A 17,596-nucleotide genomic window follows, 5' to 3' on the forward strand; every position below is an offset into this window, starting at 1 on the left:
ATGCAAGCCGGCAAAGCATCCCCGGCTTGCCGGCGCGGCGGCGCTGCGGTCAACCTGCCGTCGGGGGACCGTTGCGGCCGTCCGGCCCGCCATCGGGATGCGGCGCGGTCTCGACCGCCTCGGCGTCGATCTGACGCCCAAGATCAGGCGCCTGGCCTTCGCGCTCGAATGCGGATGCCGGCGCGGCGTGCCGTGGCGGCTGGTCGGCGCCGGCGCGGCGCGAGATCCACCACGCCGCCAGCAGCACCAGCGCGATGAAGATCGGCCACGCATGGACCGCCAGCGCATAGATCAGCCACGCGATGAGCATGTAGACGGCCAGCAGGGCCAGCACGGCGACCAATGCCGCGGCGAACGGGAGAGGCCCGTGGACGGCGGCCTGGATCTTGACCAGCCTCTCGGTGTGCATCTCTTCCTGCATCCTGACCTCCTGCGTGAGCCCGACGCCATGACTTGCCGATCACCTTATACCAAGGGCGGCAAGACATGACCTGTCATGCCCGTGCTTGCAGCCAAGCTTGCGCAGGCTGCATGAATTTGCCTGCGCGGGCATCCACGACTTGAACGTCTTTTAAAACAAAGACGTGGGTGGCCGGGACAAGGCCCGGTACCGCATCAATGCGAGAACAGCGTCGGCAGCGTCATGTGGCGCAGGATGTAGCGGGTGCCGGAGCCGCGGCCGAGGAAGGAGAAGCCGCTGCTGTCGAACGCGCCGATGACCAGCAGATCCGCCGAATGGTCGGCGGCCTGGTTCAGCAGCGTATCCATCAGCTTGATCTCGTCGACGACGACGCCCTGGAAGCGCGCGGCGATCCTGTGGGCGGCGAGCTGGGCGATCACCAGCTCGGTGAACTCGTCGAGCGGCTCGCTGGGGCGGCGCGCCTCCACCACCAGCCCGGCGGCGCCGTCGGCGATCAGCGGCAGGGCGTCGTGCAGCGCGCGGGCGGCGCCGCGCGAGCGGTTCCAGGCGAACAGCGGCCGGCGTCCGAGGTCGGAATAGCTGCCGGCATAGGGAATCACCAGCACCGGCCGGCCGCTCTCCAGGATCACCTGCTCGGGCAGGTCGACCGGCACCCGCACGCCCTCCTCGGTCTGGCCGAGGATCACGAGATCGAAGGTGCGGGCGATATCGGTGGTGCGGGCCAGGATCTCCTGCTCGCCGCCACGATTGACCTCCTCGAAGGCGGCGCGCTCGCCGAGCTTGGATGTCGCGACCTGGAACGTAGCGCGGGCGGCGGCCACCGCCGCCAGATGCTCGGCGCTCGGCCAGGTGGCGACGACGCCGACGCGATAGGCCTCCGACACCTCCGCGAACAGGCCGGTAAGCCGGGCGCCGAACCGCTCGGCGAGGCGAACCGCCAAGGCCAGCCGCACGCCGGTGCGCGGGGTCGAATCGAGATGAACCAGGATGTTCGCAAGCGCCATGTGGTCAGTCCTCCCTCTATTTTTTGCCGGCGTGCGTGCTGCCGGATGTCGTTGGACCAACATCATCGAAAATTCTTGCGCCGCGTCAAACCATCCTTGGTCGGGGGTGCCAACCGGTCAGGCCCGGGCGTCGTCCCGGCCAGCCGAATCCGTACGTCCAAAGGAGGGGGACGGACGCCCAAACTGCGGCGCAAGAGTTGCGGCGCAACAGTCACGGCGCAAGCGTCACGCTGCAGGCCTCACGCCGCGGGCTTTCCCGGCGGGGCGGTCTTGGCGGCGGGTTCGCCCTGTTCCGGCCGGCGCGGCGGCGCGTCGTCATCGTCCATGATCGCCCGCCACGCCGCGCCGTCGAGGTCGTCGAACTGGCCGGTCTTCATCGACCACACGAACGCGCCGAGGCCGAGCAGGCCGAGCATCAGCGCCATCGGCACGAGATAGACCAGAACCTCCATCGCGCGCCTCTCCTCTCGTGGAAACTCGTCTGGAGCATTCTCCGCAAAAGTGGGAACCGGCTTTGCGAAAGAGAATGCGACAACTCGAAGCTTGAAGCGTCCGTCCGGTTCAGCCGGACCGGCGGACATTCTAGCTTTCCGCCGGCTGCTCGCGCGCCGGCTGCCGGCTCACCGGCGGCGCATCCGCCGCCTGGTCGTCGAGAGCACGCGGCCCGTCCGCGCCGATGCCCGCCCGCAACGCATTGACCGTGACCAGCAGCGAGGAGCCGGACATCGCCAGCGCCGCGATCAGCGGCGTCACCAGCCCGGCGATCGCCACCGGAACGGCGATCGCATTATAGACGACAGCGAGCAGGAAGTTCTGGCGCATGAGCTGCCGCGCATTGCCGCAGATCGCCAGCGTCGCCGCCACCGGCGCCAGTCGCTCGCCGAGAAACACCGCGTCGGCCGCCGCCTGCGCCAGGTGCACCGCGGTGACCGGCGACAGCGACACGTCGGCGGCGGCGAGAGCGGGCGCATCGTTCAGCCCGTCGCCGACCATCATCACCGTGCCGCCGGCCGCCTTGAGTTCGGCGATGCGGGCGATCTTCTCGGCCGGCGTCAGGCCGGCGCGCCAGTTCGCGATGCCCAGCGCTTGGGCCGCCTGCGCCGCCGGGGCGGCGCGGTCGCCGGTCAGCATCTCGATCGCGTAGCCGCGCGCGGCGATCTCGGCCACCACGGCGGCGGCGTCCGGCCGCAGCATCTGGCGCAGCGCGAACACGTGGCGCGCCTCGCCGTGCGAAAAGGCGATCAGCGAGGCGTCGGGCTCGGCGGCCGCCAGCGCCGCGGCCTCGGCGTCGGCGCCGCAGAAGGACGGCCGGCCGAGCCGGATCTCGACGCCGTCGAGGCTGGCGCAAACGCCCTGGCCGGGCTCCTCGCGCGCCCCCGCCAGCGGCTGGCGGGCGCCGGCGGCCCGCGCCAGCGCCGCCGCCATCGGGTGGCGGCTGCCGAGCGCGAGGCGGCCGGCGAGCACCAGCACATCCGGCGGAATGGCGTCGCGGTTGGCGACCGCCGGCTCCGGCGCGGTCAGCGTGCCGGTCTTGTCGAACACCACGGTGTCGACCGCGGCGAAGCGTTCGATGGCGTCGCCGGCATTGAGCAGCACCTGCCGGCGAAACAGCGCGCCCGAGGCCACCACCTGCACCGTCGGCACCGCCAGCGCCAGCGCGCACGGGCAGGTGATGATCAGCACGGTGATCGCCACCACCAGCGCCGTCTGCCAGGGCGCGCCGGCCAGCATCCAGCCGGCGAAGGTGAGCAGCGCGGTGAGGTGCACCACCGGCGCGTAGAGCTTCGCCGCGCGGTCGGCGAGGCGGACATAGCGCGAGCGCGCCTGCACCGCGTGGTCGAGCAGCCGCATCACCTCGTCGAGCAGCGTGCCGGAGGCCGCCGCCGCCACCCGCACGCGCAACGTGCCGCTGATATTGACCGTGCCGGCATAGACCGGCGTGCCGGGCTCGACTGCGGCATGCGCGCTCTCGCCGGTCACCAGCGCCGCATCGACCTCGGAGCGGCCCTCCTCCACCACGCCGTCGACGGCGATGCGCTCGCCCGGCCGCACCAGCACGAGGTCGCCCGGCCTGATCGCCGCCACCGGCACCTCGGAAATCTCGGCGGGGGTGACGAACTTGACGGCGGTCTCCGCCTTCAGCGCCGCCAGATTGCCGGCGACCGCCCGGGTGCGGCGGCGCATGTTGATGTCGAGGAAGCGGCCGGTGAGCAGGAAGAACAGCAGCATCACCGCCGAGTCGAAATAGGCGTGCTCGGCGTGGTTCATGGTCTCGACCACGCTCATGCCGACCGCGAGCAGCACGCCGAGGGTGATCGGCACGTCCATGTTGAGCGAGCCGTGCAGCAGCGCCCGCATGGCCGAGCGGAAGAACGGCTGGCCGGCATAGGCGACGGCGGGAATGGCGATCAGCGCGGAGAGCCAATGGAAGAAGTCGCGCGTCTCCGGCGTGATGTCGGTGACGTTGCCCGACCACACCGACACCGACAGCAGCATGATGTTCATCGCCGCGAAGCCGGCGACCGCGAGGCAGGTGAGCAGCCAGCGCGCCTCGCGCGCCTCCTCGGCCTCGGCCTGGGCGGGGTCGAACGGATGGGCGCGGTAGCCGAGCTCGCTGAGCCGGTCGATCAGCCGCGCCGGATCGACCTCGCCGTCCTTCCATTCCACCGCGACGCGGCGGTTGGTCAGGTTGACGCGGGCGCGGGTGACCGCCGGCAGCGCCGAAAGCCCGCCCTCGATCTCGATCATGCAGGCGGCGCAGGTGATGCCCTCGACCGCAAGATCCATGCGGGCGACGCCGCCGTCGAGCCGGGTGACGAAAACCGACAGATCCCGCCCCTCGTTCATCGTTGCAGCCTCACGGCACCATGACGCGGTTGCGCGAGCGGAACACCGGTCCCTCGCGCCCGGAAATGGTGATCACCACGTCCCACTGGCCGGCCTCCAGTGCTGCCACGCGGCTGGCGAATACCCCAGCTCCTTTTGCGTTCAGCTCCAGCGCCACATCGCCGCGCCGGTCGGCCGGCCGCTGCAGCTCGACATGCGCGCTGTGGCCGGCAACCGGCTGGCCGTCGCCGTCGCGGGCGGTGAGCCGCACCTCGGCGCCGCCCTCGGCGGTGCGGGCGACATCGACGCTCACCGCCCAGTGGCGGGCGGCCTGGGCGCGGGCGGCCTCGATCTCGTGATTGAACTCCTGGCCGGCGCGATAGGCGCTGTCGACCACCGTGCCGCTGAAGCTGGAGATCGCCAGCCACGCCATCGCCGCATTGACGCAGATGACCACGGCGAAGAAGCCGAGGAGCCAGATCAGCACCGCGCGGCCGGTCAGCGGCCGGCCTGTGCCCGGCCCGGACGCATGACGGGGCGACGCCGCAAGGGCGGATTTGGTCGGGGCAGACTTCGGGGGAAACGACATGGATCGCAGTCTCCGGCAGGGGCTCGGCCGACGCCGGCACCCCAGGCACACTTAGGGCTCTCCCCGGACTTGGCTACTGGCGCGGAACCGGCCACGCCTGCCGGAGAGCCCGACCGTCATCCTACCAGCTTCGCGCATCCTGGTTTGAGTCCCGCGCCGCGACCGCCAGCCGGGCTATCTTCATCATCACCGTCGGCAGGCCGGCGCCGTCGATGTCCTCGACCGGCTGCCACCAGCCACCCTCCGGCGGCGGGGTCGAGGCCGGCACGTCGGCGGCGAACACCAAAAGCTCCAGCTCGAAATGGGTGAAGCCGTGGCGCACCATGCCGGCGAGCCTGCGCCAGTCTGCCGCGAGCGGCACCTCGGCGAGCGCCCCCGCCGCATCGAACTCTGCCTGCCACGCCGTCCCCGGCACCTCGGCCATGCCGCCGAGCAGCCCCTTCTGCGGCCGGCGGCGCAGCAGCACCTCGGCGCCGCCGCGCACCAGCCAGAACGCCGCGCCCCGCCGCAGCGGCCGCGCCGCCTTGGCGGCTTTGCGCGGAAACGTCTCCTGGGTGCCGGCGGCCCGCGCCGCGCACGCCTCGCTCCATGGGCAGAGCGCGCAGGCCGGCTGCCGCGGCATGCAGATTGTGGCGCCGAGATCCATCAGCGCCTGCGCGAAGTCCCCGGCCCGCGCCAGAGGCACCAGACGTTCGGCCAGCGCCCGGATTTCCGGCTTCGCGGCTGGCAACGGTGTCTCCAGCGCGACGAGGCGGGCGATCACCCGCTCGACATTGCCGTCCACCGCCGCCGCCGGCTGGTCGAAGGCGATGGCCGCGACCGCCGCGGCGGTGTAGGGGCCGATGCCGGGAAGCGTGCGCAAGCCCGCCTCGGTTTCCGGAAACCTGCCGCCGTGCTGCTGAACCACCGCGCGGGCGCAGGCGTGCAGGTTGCGGGCCCGCGCGTAGTAGCCGAGGCCCGCCCAGCGCCGCAGCACCTCCTCCACCGGCGCTGCCGCCAGCGCCTCGACAGTGGGGAAGGCTGCGAGGAACGCCGCGAAATACGGGCCGACCGCCTTCACGGTGGTCTGCTGCAGCATGATCTCCGACAGCCACACCTTGTAGGGGTCGGCCGCGACGCCCGGCTCGGCCCGCCAGGGCAGGCGCCTTCGATGGCGGTCGTACCACACGAGCAGGTGTTCGGCCTCGGGCGCGGCGCGCTTCCCGCCGGGAGTCGGCGCTGGTAGGTTGGTGCTTGAATCCACGCGATTCATATTAGGCGCAGCCAGCCGATGTCCAAACGCCCGCGGGTGCGACCGCTTGCCGACCTGATCGCCGGCTCGCTCGGCGAGGCGGCCCGCGCCCATGGGTTTGCCGCCGTCGAGCTTCTGACCCACTGGCCCGAGATCGTCGGCGAGGAGATGGCGGCGGCGAGCGAGCCGGTGCGGCTGATGTGGCCGCCCAAGGACGACCCCAACAATCGCGGCGCCACGCTGGTGGTGCGGGTGGAAGGCACGCACGCGCTCGACCTGCAGTTCGCCGCCCCGCAGGTGATCGAGCGCATCAACCGCACCTTCGGCTGGGCCTGCGTCGGCCGGCTGTCGCTGCGCCAGGGGCCGGTGACGCCGAAGGCCGTCCCGCCGCCGCCACCGCCCGAGCCCGACCCCGACCTCGTGGCGCGGGAGCGCGCGCAGCTCGACGCCATCGCCGACGACGGGCTGAAGGAGAGCCTGGCGCGGCTCGGCGCCTTCGTGCACGGCCGCAAGCGGTGAGGGCAAGCTGACGAAGGCGTGAACACCGGCCGCCGCAACCTTGCCACGGTCGGCCGATCACGCTACCCGACACGCCGGATCGGACGGAGAGACAGGATGACCCCGACGCGCAGAACCGTGCTGGCCGCCGGCCTTGCCGCCTTGGCCCCGCTGGCCCTGGCCCCGCTCGCGGGCGCCCCGTTCTCGGGCCCGGCCGGCGCCGAGAGCTTCGACGCCGCCGAGCTGCTGGTGCCCGGCCCGCTGCCCGAGAAGGTGCTGGGCAAGGCCAATGCGCCGGTGACGATGATCGAGTATTCCTCGCTCACCTGCTCGCATTGCGCGCATTTCCACGCCGACGTCTATCCCAAGCTCAAGTCGGACTATATCGACACCGGCAAAGTGCGGCTGATCCTGCGGGAATTTCCGCTCGATCCGGTGTCCGCCGCCGGCTACATGCTGGCGCGCTGCGCCGGTGACGACAAATATTTCCCGCTGATCGAAGCGCTGTTCGCCACCCAGAAGGGCTGGGCCTTCACCAAGACCCCGTACAATTCGCTGCTGCAGTTTGCCAAGCAGGCCGGTTTCTCACAGGAAAGTTTCGAAACCTGCTTGAAGAATCAGCAGGTCTTGTCAGGAATGGAAGCTGTCCGCAAACGCGGCTCGGAGAAATTCGGGATCAACTCGACCCCGACCTTCTTCATCAATGGCGAAAAGCACGTCGGAGCCATGTCCTTCGAGGAGCTCGCCAAGATCCTCGACCCGCTCGTCCGCTGACGTCTGGCTGAATCGAGGGCTGGCGCGGTCCGGGCGTGGCGGCCCGCGGCCGGAGGCTGTGCATGAAATTCACGCGGTTGCGGCTGATCGGCTTCAAGACGTTCGTCGAGCCGACCGACGTGCCGATCGAGCCGGGGCTGACCGGGGTGGTCGGCCCCAATGGCTGCGGCAAGTCCAATCTCGTCGAGGCGCTGCGCTGGGTGATGGGCGAATCGTCCCACAAGGCGATGCGCGCCAACGACATGGACGCCGTCATCTTCTCCGGCACCAATTCGCGGCCGGCGCGCAACGCCGCCGAGGTGATGCTGTCGGTCGACAATTCCTCGCGCACCGCGCCCGCCGCCTTCAACGAGCACGAGACCATCGAGGTGTCGCGCCGCATCGAGCGCGACGCCGGCTCCGCCTACCGCATCAATGGCCGCGAGGCGCGCGCCCGCGACGTCACGCTGCTGTTCGCCGACGCCTCCTCCGGCTCGCGCTCGCCCGCTCTGGTCCGCCAGGGCCAGATCGCCGAGATCATCAGCGCCAAGCCGTCGGCGCGCCGCCGCATCCTGGAGGAGGCCGCCGGCGTCGCCGGCCTGCACGCCCGCCGCCACGAGGCGGAGATCCGCCTCAAGGGTGCCGAGACCAACCTGCTGCGGCTCGACGACGTCATCGGCCAGATCGGCGGCCAGATCGACGCGCTCAAGCGCCAGGCCCGCCAGTCGGTGCGCTACCGGTCGCTGTCGGCCGAGATCCGCAAGGCGGAGGCGGGCCTGCTCCATTTGCGCTGGAGCGAGGCGACCAAGCTGCTCGCCACGGCCGAGGCGGCATTGCGCGAGGGCGAGCGGGCGGTGGCCGAGAGGACCCGCCTGCAGGCCGAGGCCGCGCGCGACCAGGCGATCGCCGCCCACGCGCTGCCGCCGCTGCGCGATGCCGAGGCCAAGGCCGGCGCGGCGCTGGCCCGCCTGTCGGCCGCCCGCGACGCGCTGGAGCGCGAGGAGCAGCGCGCCGGCCAGCGCCAAGGCGAGCTCGACCGCCAGCTTGCCCAGCTTGCCCACGATATTGCCCGCGAGAAGACGCTCGCCACCGACGCGCACGCCGTGCTGGCGCGGCTCGACGCCGAGGAGGCCGAGGTTGCCGCCGAGCGCGTCCGCTTTGAGGAGGCCGCCGCCTCCGCCGGCCCGCGGCTTGCCGCCGCCGGGAGCGCGCTGGCCGAGAGCGAAAAGGGCTTCGCCGAGGCCACCGCGGCGGCCGCCGACCTCGCCGCGCAACGCGCCCAGGCCCAGCGCGCGGTGAAGGAGCACCGCGAGCGCCTGAGCCGCCTCGACAGCCAGATCGCCGGCGTCGAGGCCGACCTCGCCCGGCTGGCGGACGCCGGCGTCGACGACGATTTGGAGGCGCGCCGCGAGGCGACGCTGGAGGCCCAGGACACCCTCGCCTATGCCGAGGAGCGGGCCATCGAGGCCGAGGCCGCGCACGAGGCCGCCCGCGAGGCGATCGAGGCCGCCCGGAAGCCGCAGCGCGACGCCGAGACCAAGGCGCAGCGGCTCGACGCCGAGGTGCGCACGCTGACCAAGCTCTTGGCGCCCTCCACCGGCGATCTGTGGCCGCCGGTGCTCGACCAGCTCGCCGTGGCCAAGGGGTACGAGACCGCGCTCGGCGCCGCTTTGGGCGACGACCTCGAAGTCTCCGCCGAGCCCAGCGCCCCGGTGCATTGGGGCGGCGCCGCGCTCGACCCCGCCGACCCGGCGCTGCCCGAGGGCACCGAGCCGCTCGGCCGCTTCGTGCAGGGGCCCGAGGCGCTGGCCCGGCGCCTTGCCCAGATCGGCGTGGCCGCCCGCGCCGACGGCCCGGCACTGCGCGACAGGCTAAAGCCCGGCCAGCGGCTGGTGTCCCAGGAAGGCGATCTGTGGCGCTGGGACGGCTTCGTCGCCGCCGCCCACGCGCCGACCGCCGCGGCCCGGCGGCTGGCCGAGAAGAACCGGCTCGGCGACCTCACCGAGACGCTGGACGAGGCGCGGCGCGAGGCCGCCCGCCTGAAGAGCGTGCTGGACGAAGCCGAGACCCGGCTGCGCGCCGCCGCGAGCGCCGAGACCGCGGCGCGCGAGGGCGTGCGCACCGCCCGCCGCCAGCTCGACGCCGCCCGCGAGGCGCTCACCGCCGCCGAGCGGCGCACCGCCGAGCGCGCCCAGCGCCTGTCCGCCCTCGCCGAGGCCAAGGCGCGCCTTGGCGACAGCCGCGAAGAAGCGGCCGCCAGCCTCGCCGAGGCCGAGGCGGCGGAAGCCGGCCTCGCCGCCGCCCCCGAGCTCGACCGCGCGCTGGACGAGGCCAAGACCCGGCTTGCGGTAGACCGCGCCCAGCTCGCCGAGATCCGCGCCGAGGTGCAGACCATCGAGCGCGAGCGCGACGCCGCCGCCCGCCGCCTCAAGGCGATCGCCGAGGAGCGGCGCCAGTGGATCGACCGCTCGGCCGGCGCCGGCGCCCGCATCGCCGACATCGAGGCGCGGCGCGACGAGACCGCCGCCGAGCGCGCCGAGTTCGACGACCTGCCGGCGCGCTTCGCCGAGCAGCGCCGGGCGCTGATGAGCGAGATCGCCACCGCCGAGGCGGCCCGGCGCGAGGCCGCCGACCGGCTGGCCGAGGCCGAGGCCGCGCTCGCCGACGCCGACAAGCGCGCCCGCACCGCCCTCATCGACATGAGCGCCGCGCGCGAGGACGCGGTGCGCACCCAGGAGCGCCTGGCCCAGGGCCGCGAGCGGCTGGAGACGGCGATTCGCGAGATCGCCGAGACGCTCGACTGCGCGCCCGAGGAGGCCTTGCGGCACGCCGACTTCAAGCCCGGCAAGCCGCTGCCCGACCCCGAGCTGCTGGAGATCGAGCTTGAGCGCGCCCGGCGCGACCGCGAGCGGCTGGGCGCGGTCAATCTGCGCGCCGACGAGGAACTGACCGAGGTCCAGACCCAGCACGACGGGCTGGTGAGCGAGCGCGACGACCTGATCGAGGCGATTCGCCGCCTGCGCACCGGCATCGCCAATCTCAACCGCGAGGCGCGCGAGCGGCTGGCCACCTCGTTCGCCACGGTCGACGGCCATTTCCGCACGCTGTTCGAGAAGCTGTTCGGCGGCGGCGTGGCGGAACTGCAGCTCACTGATTCGGACGACCCGCTGGAGGCGGGCCTGGAGATTCTCGCCAAGCCGCCGGGCAAGAAGCCGCAATCGCTGTCGCTGCTGTCGGGCGGCGAGCAGGCGCTCACCGCCATGGCGCTGATCTTCGCGGTGTTCCTCACCAACCCCGCGCCGATCTGCGTGCTGGACGAGGTCGACGCCCCGCTCGACGACCACAATGTCGACCGCTTCTGCAACCTCTTGGAGGAGATGGCCGGCTCGACCGACACGCGATTCCTGGTGATCACCCACAACCCGATCACCATGGCGCGGATGAACCGGCTCTACGGCGTCACCATGGCCGAGCGCGGCGTCTCGCAGCTCGTCGCGGTCGACCTGGAAGAGGCGCAGAGCTATTTGGACGTGGCGTGAGCGGACGCTGTTACCGCCATTTCCAGCGCTTCGGCCGAGTCGTCCACAGTCTTCTCGCGTGGCGCGGAAAAACCTGCCGCGCGATGCCGGTACAATTCTGTGCCGCGCTTGTTCCGACTTTCGTTTCAACCACTTCTTCTGTTGGCTCGTTTCTTGACACGGTTCCGGCCCGTCACTATGGTCCGCGCCGACTTTCAGGGGTGGAGCCCGCCGTTTTCGGCGCGGCAAAGGTCGTGTGTTCCGGGCGCAGGAGCTGGCGGCCGGAGCATGTCTCAAGCCCATCCGTCATGCGGAATCCGGCCTCCTGGGCCGGAGTTTCGTATTCCGGTCGCCGAAAATCCCGTTCCGAACAAGGATTTTCGGCGAATGCGTTTCCGGCGGCCGCGAAGCGGCCTAGCGGAAACCGTGGCAGATGTCGGGTCGGGAGCGGTGCCAGGCTATGAGCAATGGCGGCACGGGCGACGGACACGATGGCGCCGGGAAGCGGCCGAGCGAGGCCGAGCTCGCGGCGCGCCTCGAACGGCTGGGCCGGAAGATCGACTTGCTGCAGGGCAAGGAGAAGTCCGGGCAGGCCGCTGGGGATCAGGGTTCTGAATCGGCCGGCGGGTACGCCCAGGCGGCACGCCTGTCGAGTGAGTTCGTCGGCGGCGTGCTGGTCGGCGGCGGCATCGGGTGGCTTCTCGATCGTTTCCTCGGAATTTCGCCGTGGGGGATGATCGTCTTCGTATTGCTCGGGTTCGCAGCCGCGGTGCTCAATGTGATGCGCGCGGCGGCAAAGGCGGGCGAATCTGGTCCGGGCGCGCCGGACCGTTAGTGTGGACCGGGCGGCAATGCCCGCAATGAGGAGCCGGGGCGGGCGATGGCCGATCCGATCCACCAGTTCGAGATCAAAACTCTCGTTCCCCTCGCCAATATCGGCCCTGCCGATATCAGCATCACCAACTCAGCGGCCTTCATGATCGCCACCACGGTGATCATCATCGGCTTCCTGCTGCTGTCGACGACGTCGCGCGCGATGGTGCCGGGGCGGCTGCAGTCGGTGGCCGAGATGAGCTACGAATTCGTCGCGAACACCATACAATCGACCGCGGGCCGGGAAGGCATGCGCTTCTTCCCGCTGGTGTTCTCGCTGTTCACCTTCATCCTCGTCGCCAACCTCATCGGCATGATTCCCGGTGCCTTCACGGTGACGAGCCACATCATCATCACCGTGGCGCTGGCGCTCCTGGTGTTCGCCACCGTGGTGATCTACGGCTTCTGGAAGAACGGCTTCAAGTTCTTCAAGCTGTTCGTGCCGAGCGGCGTGCCGATCTACATCCTGCCCTTGATCGTGATGATCGAGGTGATGTCGTTCCTGTCGCGCCCGGTCTCCCACAGCGTCCGTCTGTTCGCCAACATGCTGGCCGGCCACATCACCTTGAAGGTGTTCGCCAGCTTCATCGTCATGCTCAGCGGTTTCGGCTTCGCCGGCTGGCTCGGCGCCGCGCTGCCGCTGGCGCTGGTGGTGGCGCTGACCGCGCTGGAATTCCTGGTGGCCTTCCTCCAGGCCTACGTCTTCACCATCCTCACCTGCATCTATCTCAACGATGCGATCCACCCGGGCCACTGACGGCGCCGGTTCAACCTCAAGAAGGAGCTGCGTTATGGACCCGATCGCCGCGAAGTACATCGGCGCTGGTATCGCTTGCATCGGCATGGGTGGCGCCGGCGTCGGCGTCGGCACCATCTTCGGTCAGTATCTCGCCGCCGCGCTGCGCAATCCGTCGGCCGCGCAGGGCCAGTTCGGCAACCTGATTTTCGGCTTCGCCGTGACCGAAGCGCTCGGCATCTTCTCGCTGCTGATCGCGCTGCTGCTGCTGTTCGCCCTCTGATACGGCCTCCGGCCGATCCGGCCGGAGCACCGTGGTCCGATCGCCGAAGATCCCGCATCCGCTGCGGATTTTCGGCAAGGCCGTTTCCGGCATCCCGGCGGGATCGACCGGAAACCCTATGGAGAACCAGCACGTCGCGACGCTTTCGCGTGACGCCGTGATCGGGGAGTCGGCCGATGGCTGAAACCACTGCGCATACCGAGGTGCCGGGCGGGCACAAGGGCGTGTTTCCTCCGTTCAACAAGGAGACATTCCCCACCCAGCTCACCTGGCTCGGGATCACCTTCATCCTGCTCTATGTGATGATGGCCAAGGTGGCGCTGCCGCGCATCGGCTCGATCCTCGAGGAGCGGCGCGGCCACATCGACGGCGCCATCGCCGAGGCCGAGCGGTTCAAGCGCGACAGCGAGGCGGCGGTGGCCGCCTACGAGAAGGCGCTGGCCGAGGCCCGCGGCAAGGCGCACGCCATCGCCGGGGCCACCCGCGACAAGCTCAACGCCGAGGCCGACGAGCGGCGCAAGGCCATCGAGGCCCAGCTCGCCGAAAAGCTCGCCGCCGCCGAGACGACGATCGCCGACACCAAGGCCAAGGCGATGGCCAATGTCGAGGCGATCGCCACCGAGGCGGCGTCGGCCATCGTCGAGAAGCTGATCGGCAAGACGCCGTCGTCCGACGCCGTCCGCGCCGCGGTGGCCGACGCGACACGGGGAGGACGGGCATGATCGAGTCGCCTGAATTCTGGGTCGGCGTCGCCTTCTTCATCTTCTTCGGCATCCTTGGCTACTTCAAGGTGCACAAGGTGATGGTCGCCTCGCTCGATTCGCGCGCGGCGCGGATCGGCACCGAGATCGCGGAAGCGACCCGGCTGCGCGAGGAGGCCGAGAAGGTGCTGGCCGACTACAAGCGCCGCGAGGAAGAGGCCCACGCCGAGGCCGACGCCATCATCGCCTTCGCCCGGCAGGAGGCCGAGCGCATCGCGGCCGAGGGCAAGGCCAAGGTCGAGGAGTTCGTCGCCCGCCGCACCAAGCTGGCCGAATCCAAGATCGCCCAGGCCGAGACCCAGGCCATGGTCGAGGTGCGCACCATCGCCGCCGAGGCTGCCGCCAAGGCCGCCGAGCACGTGCTGGTGCGCGAGGTGAAGGGCAAGGTCGCCGAGGATCTGCTGGGCAGCGGCCTCGACGCCGTCAGGACCCGGATGAACTGAGCCGGCGAACGATATTGCGAATCAAAGAGGCCGCGCGAGCGGCCTTTTTTGTTGGGCTCATGGCTTTGTTGGGCCGCGTCATCCCGGGCGAGGCGCAAGCCGAGACCCGGGATCGTCCGCAGAACATCGCGCCCCCTTCCGTCCGCATAAAGGGCGCCCCTTCCGGATGACGATCCCGGGTCGCGCGGCAACGCCGCTTGCCCGGGATGACAGCCTCCCCGCGGTGTCATCCCGGACGGCGCGCAGCGCCGAGCCGGGATCGCATGCCTCAGTCTCGTCATCCCGGGCGAGCGCAGCGAGACCCGGGATCGTCCGCAGAACATCGCGCCCCCTTCCGTCCGCATAAAGGGCGCCCCTTTCCGGAGAACGGTCCCGGGTCGCGCGGCTGCGCCGCTTGCCCGGGATGACAGCCTCCCCGCGGTGTCATCCCGGACGGCGCGCAGCGCCGAGCCGGGATCGCATGCCTCAGTCTCGTCATCCCGGGCGAGCGCAGCGAGACCCGGGATCGTCCGCAGAACATCGCGCCCCCTTCCGTCCGCATAAAGGGCGCCCCTTTCCGGAGAACGGTCCCGGGTCGCGCGGCTGCGCCGCTTGCCCGGGACGACAGAGCCGCGAGGCAGACGAGGGCGCAATAGCGAAGCGTATTGCGCCGATCCCAGCCGAAGCACAAATGGCGGAATACGCTTCGCTATTCCGCCCTACCGCCCCTACCCTACTCCGCCACGGGCTTGGTCCAGCGCAGCACCGGCGTGCGGGCGGCGCGCGTCTCGTCGAGGCGGCGGCGCGGCGCGAAATGCGGCGCGCCGGCGAAGCGCGCGATGTCGCCACGCCGCACGCTCATCGCGATGTCGCGCATCGTGGCGATGAACAAATCGAGCGACGCCTTCGATTCGCTCTCGGTCGGCTCGATCAGCATGGCGCCGTGCACAACGAGCGGGAAATACACCGTCATCGGGTGAAAGCCCTCGTCGATCAGCACCTTGGCGACATCGAGCGTGGTGACGCCGGTATCCTCCAGCCAGGAATCGTCGAACAGCACCTCGTGCATCGCCGGCCGGTCGGGGAACGGCAGCGACATCACGTCGGCGAGCGACGCCTTGATGTAGTTGGCGCTCAGCACCGCATCCTCCGACGCCTGCCGCAAGCCATCGGCACCGTGCGACAGGATGTAGGCGAGCGCCCGCACGAACATGCCCATCTGGCCGTGGAACGCGGCCATCCGCCCGAACGGCGAGACACCCTCGCCAAAATCGTGCTCGACCAGAATGAGCCGCCCGCCCTCGCGGCGCAGGAACGGCACCGGCGCGAACGGCGCCAGCGCCTCGGACAGCACCACCGGCCCCGCCCCCGGCCCGCCGCCGCCGTGCGGCGTCGAGAAGGTCTTGTGCAGATTGATGTGCATGGCGTCGACGCCGAGATCGCCCGGCCGCACCTTGCCGACGATGGCGTTGAAATTGGCGCCGTCGGCATAGACCAGCCCGCCGGCCTGGTGGATCAGCTCGGCGATCCGCACCACGTCGCGCTCGAACAGCCCGCAGGTGTTGGGGTTGGTGAGCATGATCGCCGCGACGTCGGGCGTGAGCTGGTCGAGCACGTCGGCGGGATCGACCGTGCCGTCGTCGCGCGCCGCCAGCGGCGACACCTGGAAGCCGAGCAGCGCGGCGGTGGCCGGGTTGGTGCCGTGCGCGGAATTGGGCACCAGCACCACCGTGCGATGGCCCTCGCCGCGCGCCTGAAGCGCCGCCTTGATCGCCATCATGCCGCAGAGCTCGCCGTGCGCCCCGGCCTTCGGCGTCAGCGTCACGGCAGCCATGCCGGTGAGCTCGATCAGCGCCTGCGCCAGCCGCTCCATCAGGTCGAGCGCGCCGGGCACGGTCGAGAGCGGCTGCAGCGGATGGATGTCGGCGAAGCCGGCAAGCCGCGCCATCTTCTCGCCCAGGCGCGGATTGTGCTTCATCGTGCACGAGCCGAGCGGGAACATGCCCGAATCGATGCCGAAATTCTTCTGCGACAGCCGCACGTAGTGGCGCATCGCCTCGGGCTCGGAGAGGCCCGGCAGGCCGATCGGGCCGGATCGCACGAGCCCGCCCAGCCGGTGCGCCACCTTCGGCGCCTCCGGCAGATCGACGCCCGTCACCTCGGGGCGGCCGCTTTCGAAGATCAGCGGCTCCTCGATGATGAGGGCGCGATTGCCGGTGAAGGTCTCCGGAATGGCCTCGACCGGTTCGCCGACGTCGGTGGGGCGGCCCTGGCGGTTCAGCATCACGCGCCCTCCCCGCCGGCCAGCACATCCGTCAGCGCCGCGACGAACGCCCCCCGGTCCTCGGCGGTCGCGGTCTCGGTCACTGCGACGATCAGGAGGTCGGCCAGCTCGGGATGGCCGGGGTCGAGCCGCGAGAACGGCACGCCGCCCAGCACGCCGCGCGCGGCCAGCGCCTCGACCACGGCGTCGGCGGGCTTGGGCAGCTTCACGGTGAACTCGTTGAAGAACGTCTTGTTGAGCACGGCCACGCCGGGAAGGGCGGCCAGCCGCTCGGCCAGTTCCACCGCGCCCGCGTGGTTGAGCTCGGCGAGGCGCCGCAAGCCGGTCTCGCCCAGCAGCGTCAGGTGGATGGTGAAGGCCAGCGCACACAGGCCGGAATTGGTGCAGATGTTGGAGGTCGCCTTCTCGCGGCGGATGTGCTGCTCGCGCGCCGACAGCGTCAGCACGAAGCCGCGCCGGCCGTCCGCGTCCACCGTCTCGCCGGCGAGGCGCCCGGGCATCTGGCGCACGAACTTCTGGCGGGTCGCGAACAGCCCGACATAGGGCCCGCCGAAATTGAGGCCGTTGCCCAACGACTGGCCCTCGGCCACCACGATGTCGGCGCCCATGGCGCCGGGCGGCGCGACGAGGCCGAGCGAGACCGCTTCCGTCACCACCGCGACCACCAGCACGCCATTGGCGTGGGCGGCTGCCGCGATGGTGTGGAGATCGTGCAGATGGCCGAACACGTCCGGCGTCTGCACCACCACGCACGAGGTCTCGTCGTCGATCAGCGCGGCGAGCCGCTCGGCGCCGCAGGGGGCGGGCGGGGCCACCACCAGCTCGTCGCCGGCCATGCGCGAGAGGGTGGCGATGGTGTCGCGATAGTGCGGGTGGAGGTTGCCGGCCAGCACCGCCTTCTTGCGGCGGGTGATGCGGTGGGCCATCAGCACCGCCTCGGCGGCGGCGGTCGCGCCGTCATACATTGAGGCGTTGGCCACCTCCATGCCGGTGATGAGCGCCACCTGCGTCTGGAACTCGAACAGATAGTGCAGCGTGCCCTGGGCGATCTCGGGCTGGTAGGGCGTGTAGCTGGTGAGGAATTCCGAGCGCTGGATGAGGTGGTCGACGCTGGCCGGCACGTGGTGGCGGTAGGCGCCGGCGCCGCAGAAGAACGGCACCGCGCCGGCGGCGACGTTCTTCGCCGCCAGCCGGCCCATCAGCCGCTCGACCTCGATCTCGGATTTTGACGGCGGCAGGTTTGGCAGGTCGCCGAGCAGCTTGCCGGCGGGCACGTCGGCGAACAGATCATCGACGCCCCCGAGTCCGGCCCGCGCCAGCATCAAGGCGCGGTCCTCGGGCGTCAGCGGCAGATAGCGCATTATCCTGTCTTTCGGCGGCTCCGGCTCGCGACACCG

General features: G+C 70.9%; 16 protein-coding genes. 8 read left to right on the forward strand and 8 right to left on the reverse strand.

Features of this window, described 5'->3' with window-relative positions; translation table 11 throughout:
• Positions 1 to 49: 49 nt before the first annotated feature.
• The 6 genes from F1193_RS02350 to mutY form a co-directional block, all read right to left on the reverse strand.
• Entirely contained in the window at positions 50 to 421 is a 372-nt protein-coding gene (locus F1193_RS02350; protein WP_150096071.1) for a hypothetical protein, read from the reverse strand.
• 194 nt (positions 422 to 615) lie between these two features.
• On the reverse strand, positions 616 to 1,425 hold the full coding sequence (locus F1193_RS02355; RefSeq protein ID WP_170263282.1) for a universal stress protein: 810 nt from the start codon (positions 1,423 to 1,425) through the stop codon (positions 616 to 618).
• A 239-nt stretch (positions 1,426 to 1,664) separates the two neighbouring features.
• Positions 1,665 to 1,877: a cbb3-type cytochrome oxidase assembly protein CcoS gene (gene ccoS, locus F1193_RS02360; RefSeq protein WP_150096073.1), complete on the reverse strand. Its 213-nt coding sequence runs from the start codon at positions 1,875 to 1,877 to the stop codon at positions 1,665 to 1,667.
• A 130-nt stretch (positions 1,878 to 2,007) separates the two neighbouring features.
• Positions 2,008 to 4,272 carry a heavy metal translocating P-type ATPase gene (locus tag F1193_RS02365; RefSeq protein ID WP_150096074.1) on the reverse strand — a complete coding sequence of 755 codons (2,265 nt, stop codon included), beginning with the start codon at positions 4,270 to 4,272 and terminating at the stop codon, positions 2,008 to 2,010.
• A 10-nt stretch (positions 4,273 to 4,282) separates the two neighbouring features.
• Entirely contained in the window at positions 4,283 to 4,840 is a 558-nt protein-coding gene (locus F1193_RS02370) for a FixH family protein (RefSeq protein ID WP_150096075.1), read from the reverse strand.
• Positions 4,841 to 4,961: 121 nt separating this feature from the next.
• The gene (gene mutY, locus F1193_RS02375; RefSeq protein ID WP_150096076.1) at positions 4,962 to 6,092 is read right to left on the reverse strand and encodes an A/G-specific adenine glycosylase; all 1,131 of its coding nucleotides are present in this window, start codon (positions 6,090 to 6,092) and stop codon (positions 4,962 to 4,964) included.
• An 18-nt stretch (positions 6,093 to 6,110) separates the two neighbouring features.
• Between mutY and F1193_RS02380 the strand changes: the two genes are divergently transcribed.
• The 8 genes from F1193_RS02380 (at position 6,111) to F1193_RS02415 (ending at position 13,936) form a co-directional block, all read left to right on the forward strand.
• On the forward strand, positions 6,111 to 6,590 hold the full coding sequence (locus tag F1193_RS02380) for a DUF721 domain-containing protein (protein WP_150096077.1): 480 nt from the start codon (positions 6,111 to 6,113) through the stop codon (positions 6,588 to 6,590).
• Between the two features lie 96 nt (positions 6,591 to 6,686).
• Positions 6,687 to 7,343: a DsbA family protein gene (locus tag F1193_RS02385; RefSeq protein WP_150096188.1), complete on the forward strand. Its 657-nt coding sequence runs from the start codon at positions 6,687 to 6,689 to the stop codon at positions 7,341 to 7,343.
• Between the two features lie 62 nt (positions 7,344 to 7,405).
• Positions 7,406 to 10,861: a chromosome segregation SMC family protein gene (locus F1193_RS02390; RefSeq protein WP_150096078.1), complete on the forward strand. Its 3,456-nt coding sequence runs from the start codon at positions 7,406 to 7,408 to the stop codon at positions 10,859 to 10,861.
• Positions 10,862 to 11,300: 439 nt separating this feature from the next.
• Positions 11,301 to 11,675 (forward strand): AtpZ/AtpI family protein, encoded by a 375-nt coding sequence (locus tag F1193_RS02395; RefSeq protein ID WP_150096079.1) that lies wholly within the window; start codon positions 11,301 to 11,303, stop codon positions 11,673 to 11,675.
• 45 nt (positions 11,676 to 11,720) lie between these two features.
• Positions 11,721 to 12,470, forward strand: coding sequence for a F0F1 ATP synthase subunit A (locus F1193_RS02400; RefSeq protein ID WP_150096080.1), 750 nt, complete (start codon positions 11,721 to 11,723; stop codon positions 12,468 to 12,470).
• A gap of 34 nt (positions 12,471 to 12,504) precedes the next feature.
• Positions 12,505 to 12,732, forward strand: a complete 228-nt coding sequence (locus F1193_RS02405; protein ID WP_055038050.1) for a F0F1 ATP synthase subunit C — start codon at positions 12,505 to 12,507, stop codon at positions 12,730 to 12,732.
• 176 nt (positions 12,733 to 12,908) lie between these two features.
• Positions 12,909 to 13,454 (forward strand): F0F1 ATP synthase subunit B, encoded by a 546-nt coding sequence (locus F1193_RS02410; protein WP_150096081.1) that lies wholly within the window; start codon positions 12,909 to 12,911, stop codon positions 13,452 to 13,454.
• Positions 13,451 to 13,936: a F0F1 ATP synthase subunit B family protein gene (locus F1193_RS02415; RefSeq protein WP_150096082.1), complete on the forward strand. Its 486-nt coding sequence runs from the start codon at positions 13,451 to 13,453 to the stop codon at positions 13,934 to 13,936. The genes F1193_RS02410 and F1193_RS02415 overlap by 4 nt, the downstream gene beginning before the upstream one ends.
• Positions 13,937 to 14,648: 712 nt before the next feature.
• On the opposite strand, the gene gcvPB is transcribed toward F1193_RS02415, so the two are convergent.
• Positions 14,649 to 16,199 (reverse strand): aminomethyl-transferring glycine dehydrogenase subunit GcvPB, encoded by a 1,551-nt coding sequence (gene gcvPB / locus F1193_RS02420; protein WP_150096083.1) that lies wholly within the window; start codon positions 16,197 to 16,199, stop codon positions 14,649 to 14,651.
• Positions 16,199 to 17,560: an aminomethyl-transferring glycine dehydrogenase subunit GcvPA gene (gene gcvPA / locus F1193_RS02425; protein ID WP_150096084.1), complete on the reverse strand. Its 1,362-nt coding sequence runs from the start codon at positions 17,558 to 17,560 to the stop codon at positions 16,199 to 16,201. The genes gcvPB and gcvPA overlap by 1 nt, the downstream gene beginning before the upstream one ends.
• Between the last annotated feature and the right edge of the window lie 36 nt (positions 17,561 to 17,596).

The sequence above is a fragment of the Blastochloris sulfoviridis genome, assembly GCF_008630065.1.
Taxonomy (GTDB): domain Bacteria; phylum Pseudomonadota; class Alphaproteobacteria; order Rhizobiales; family Xanthobacteraceae; genus Blastochloris; species Blastochloris sulfoviridis.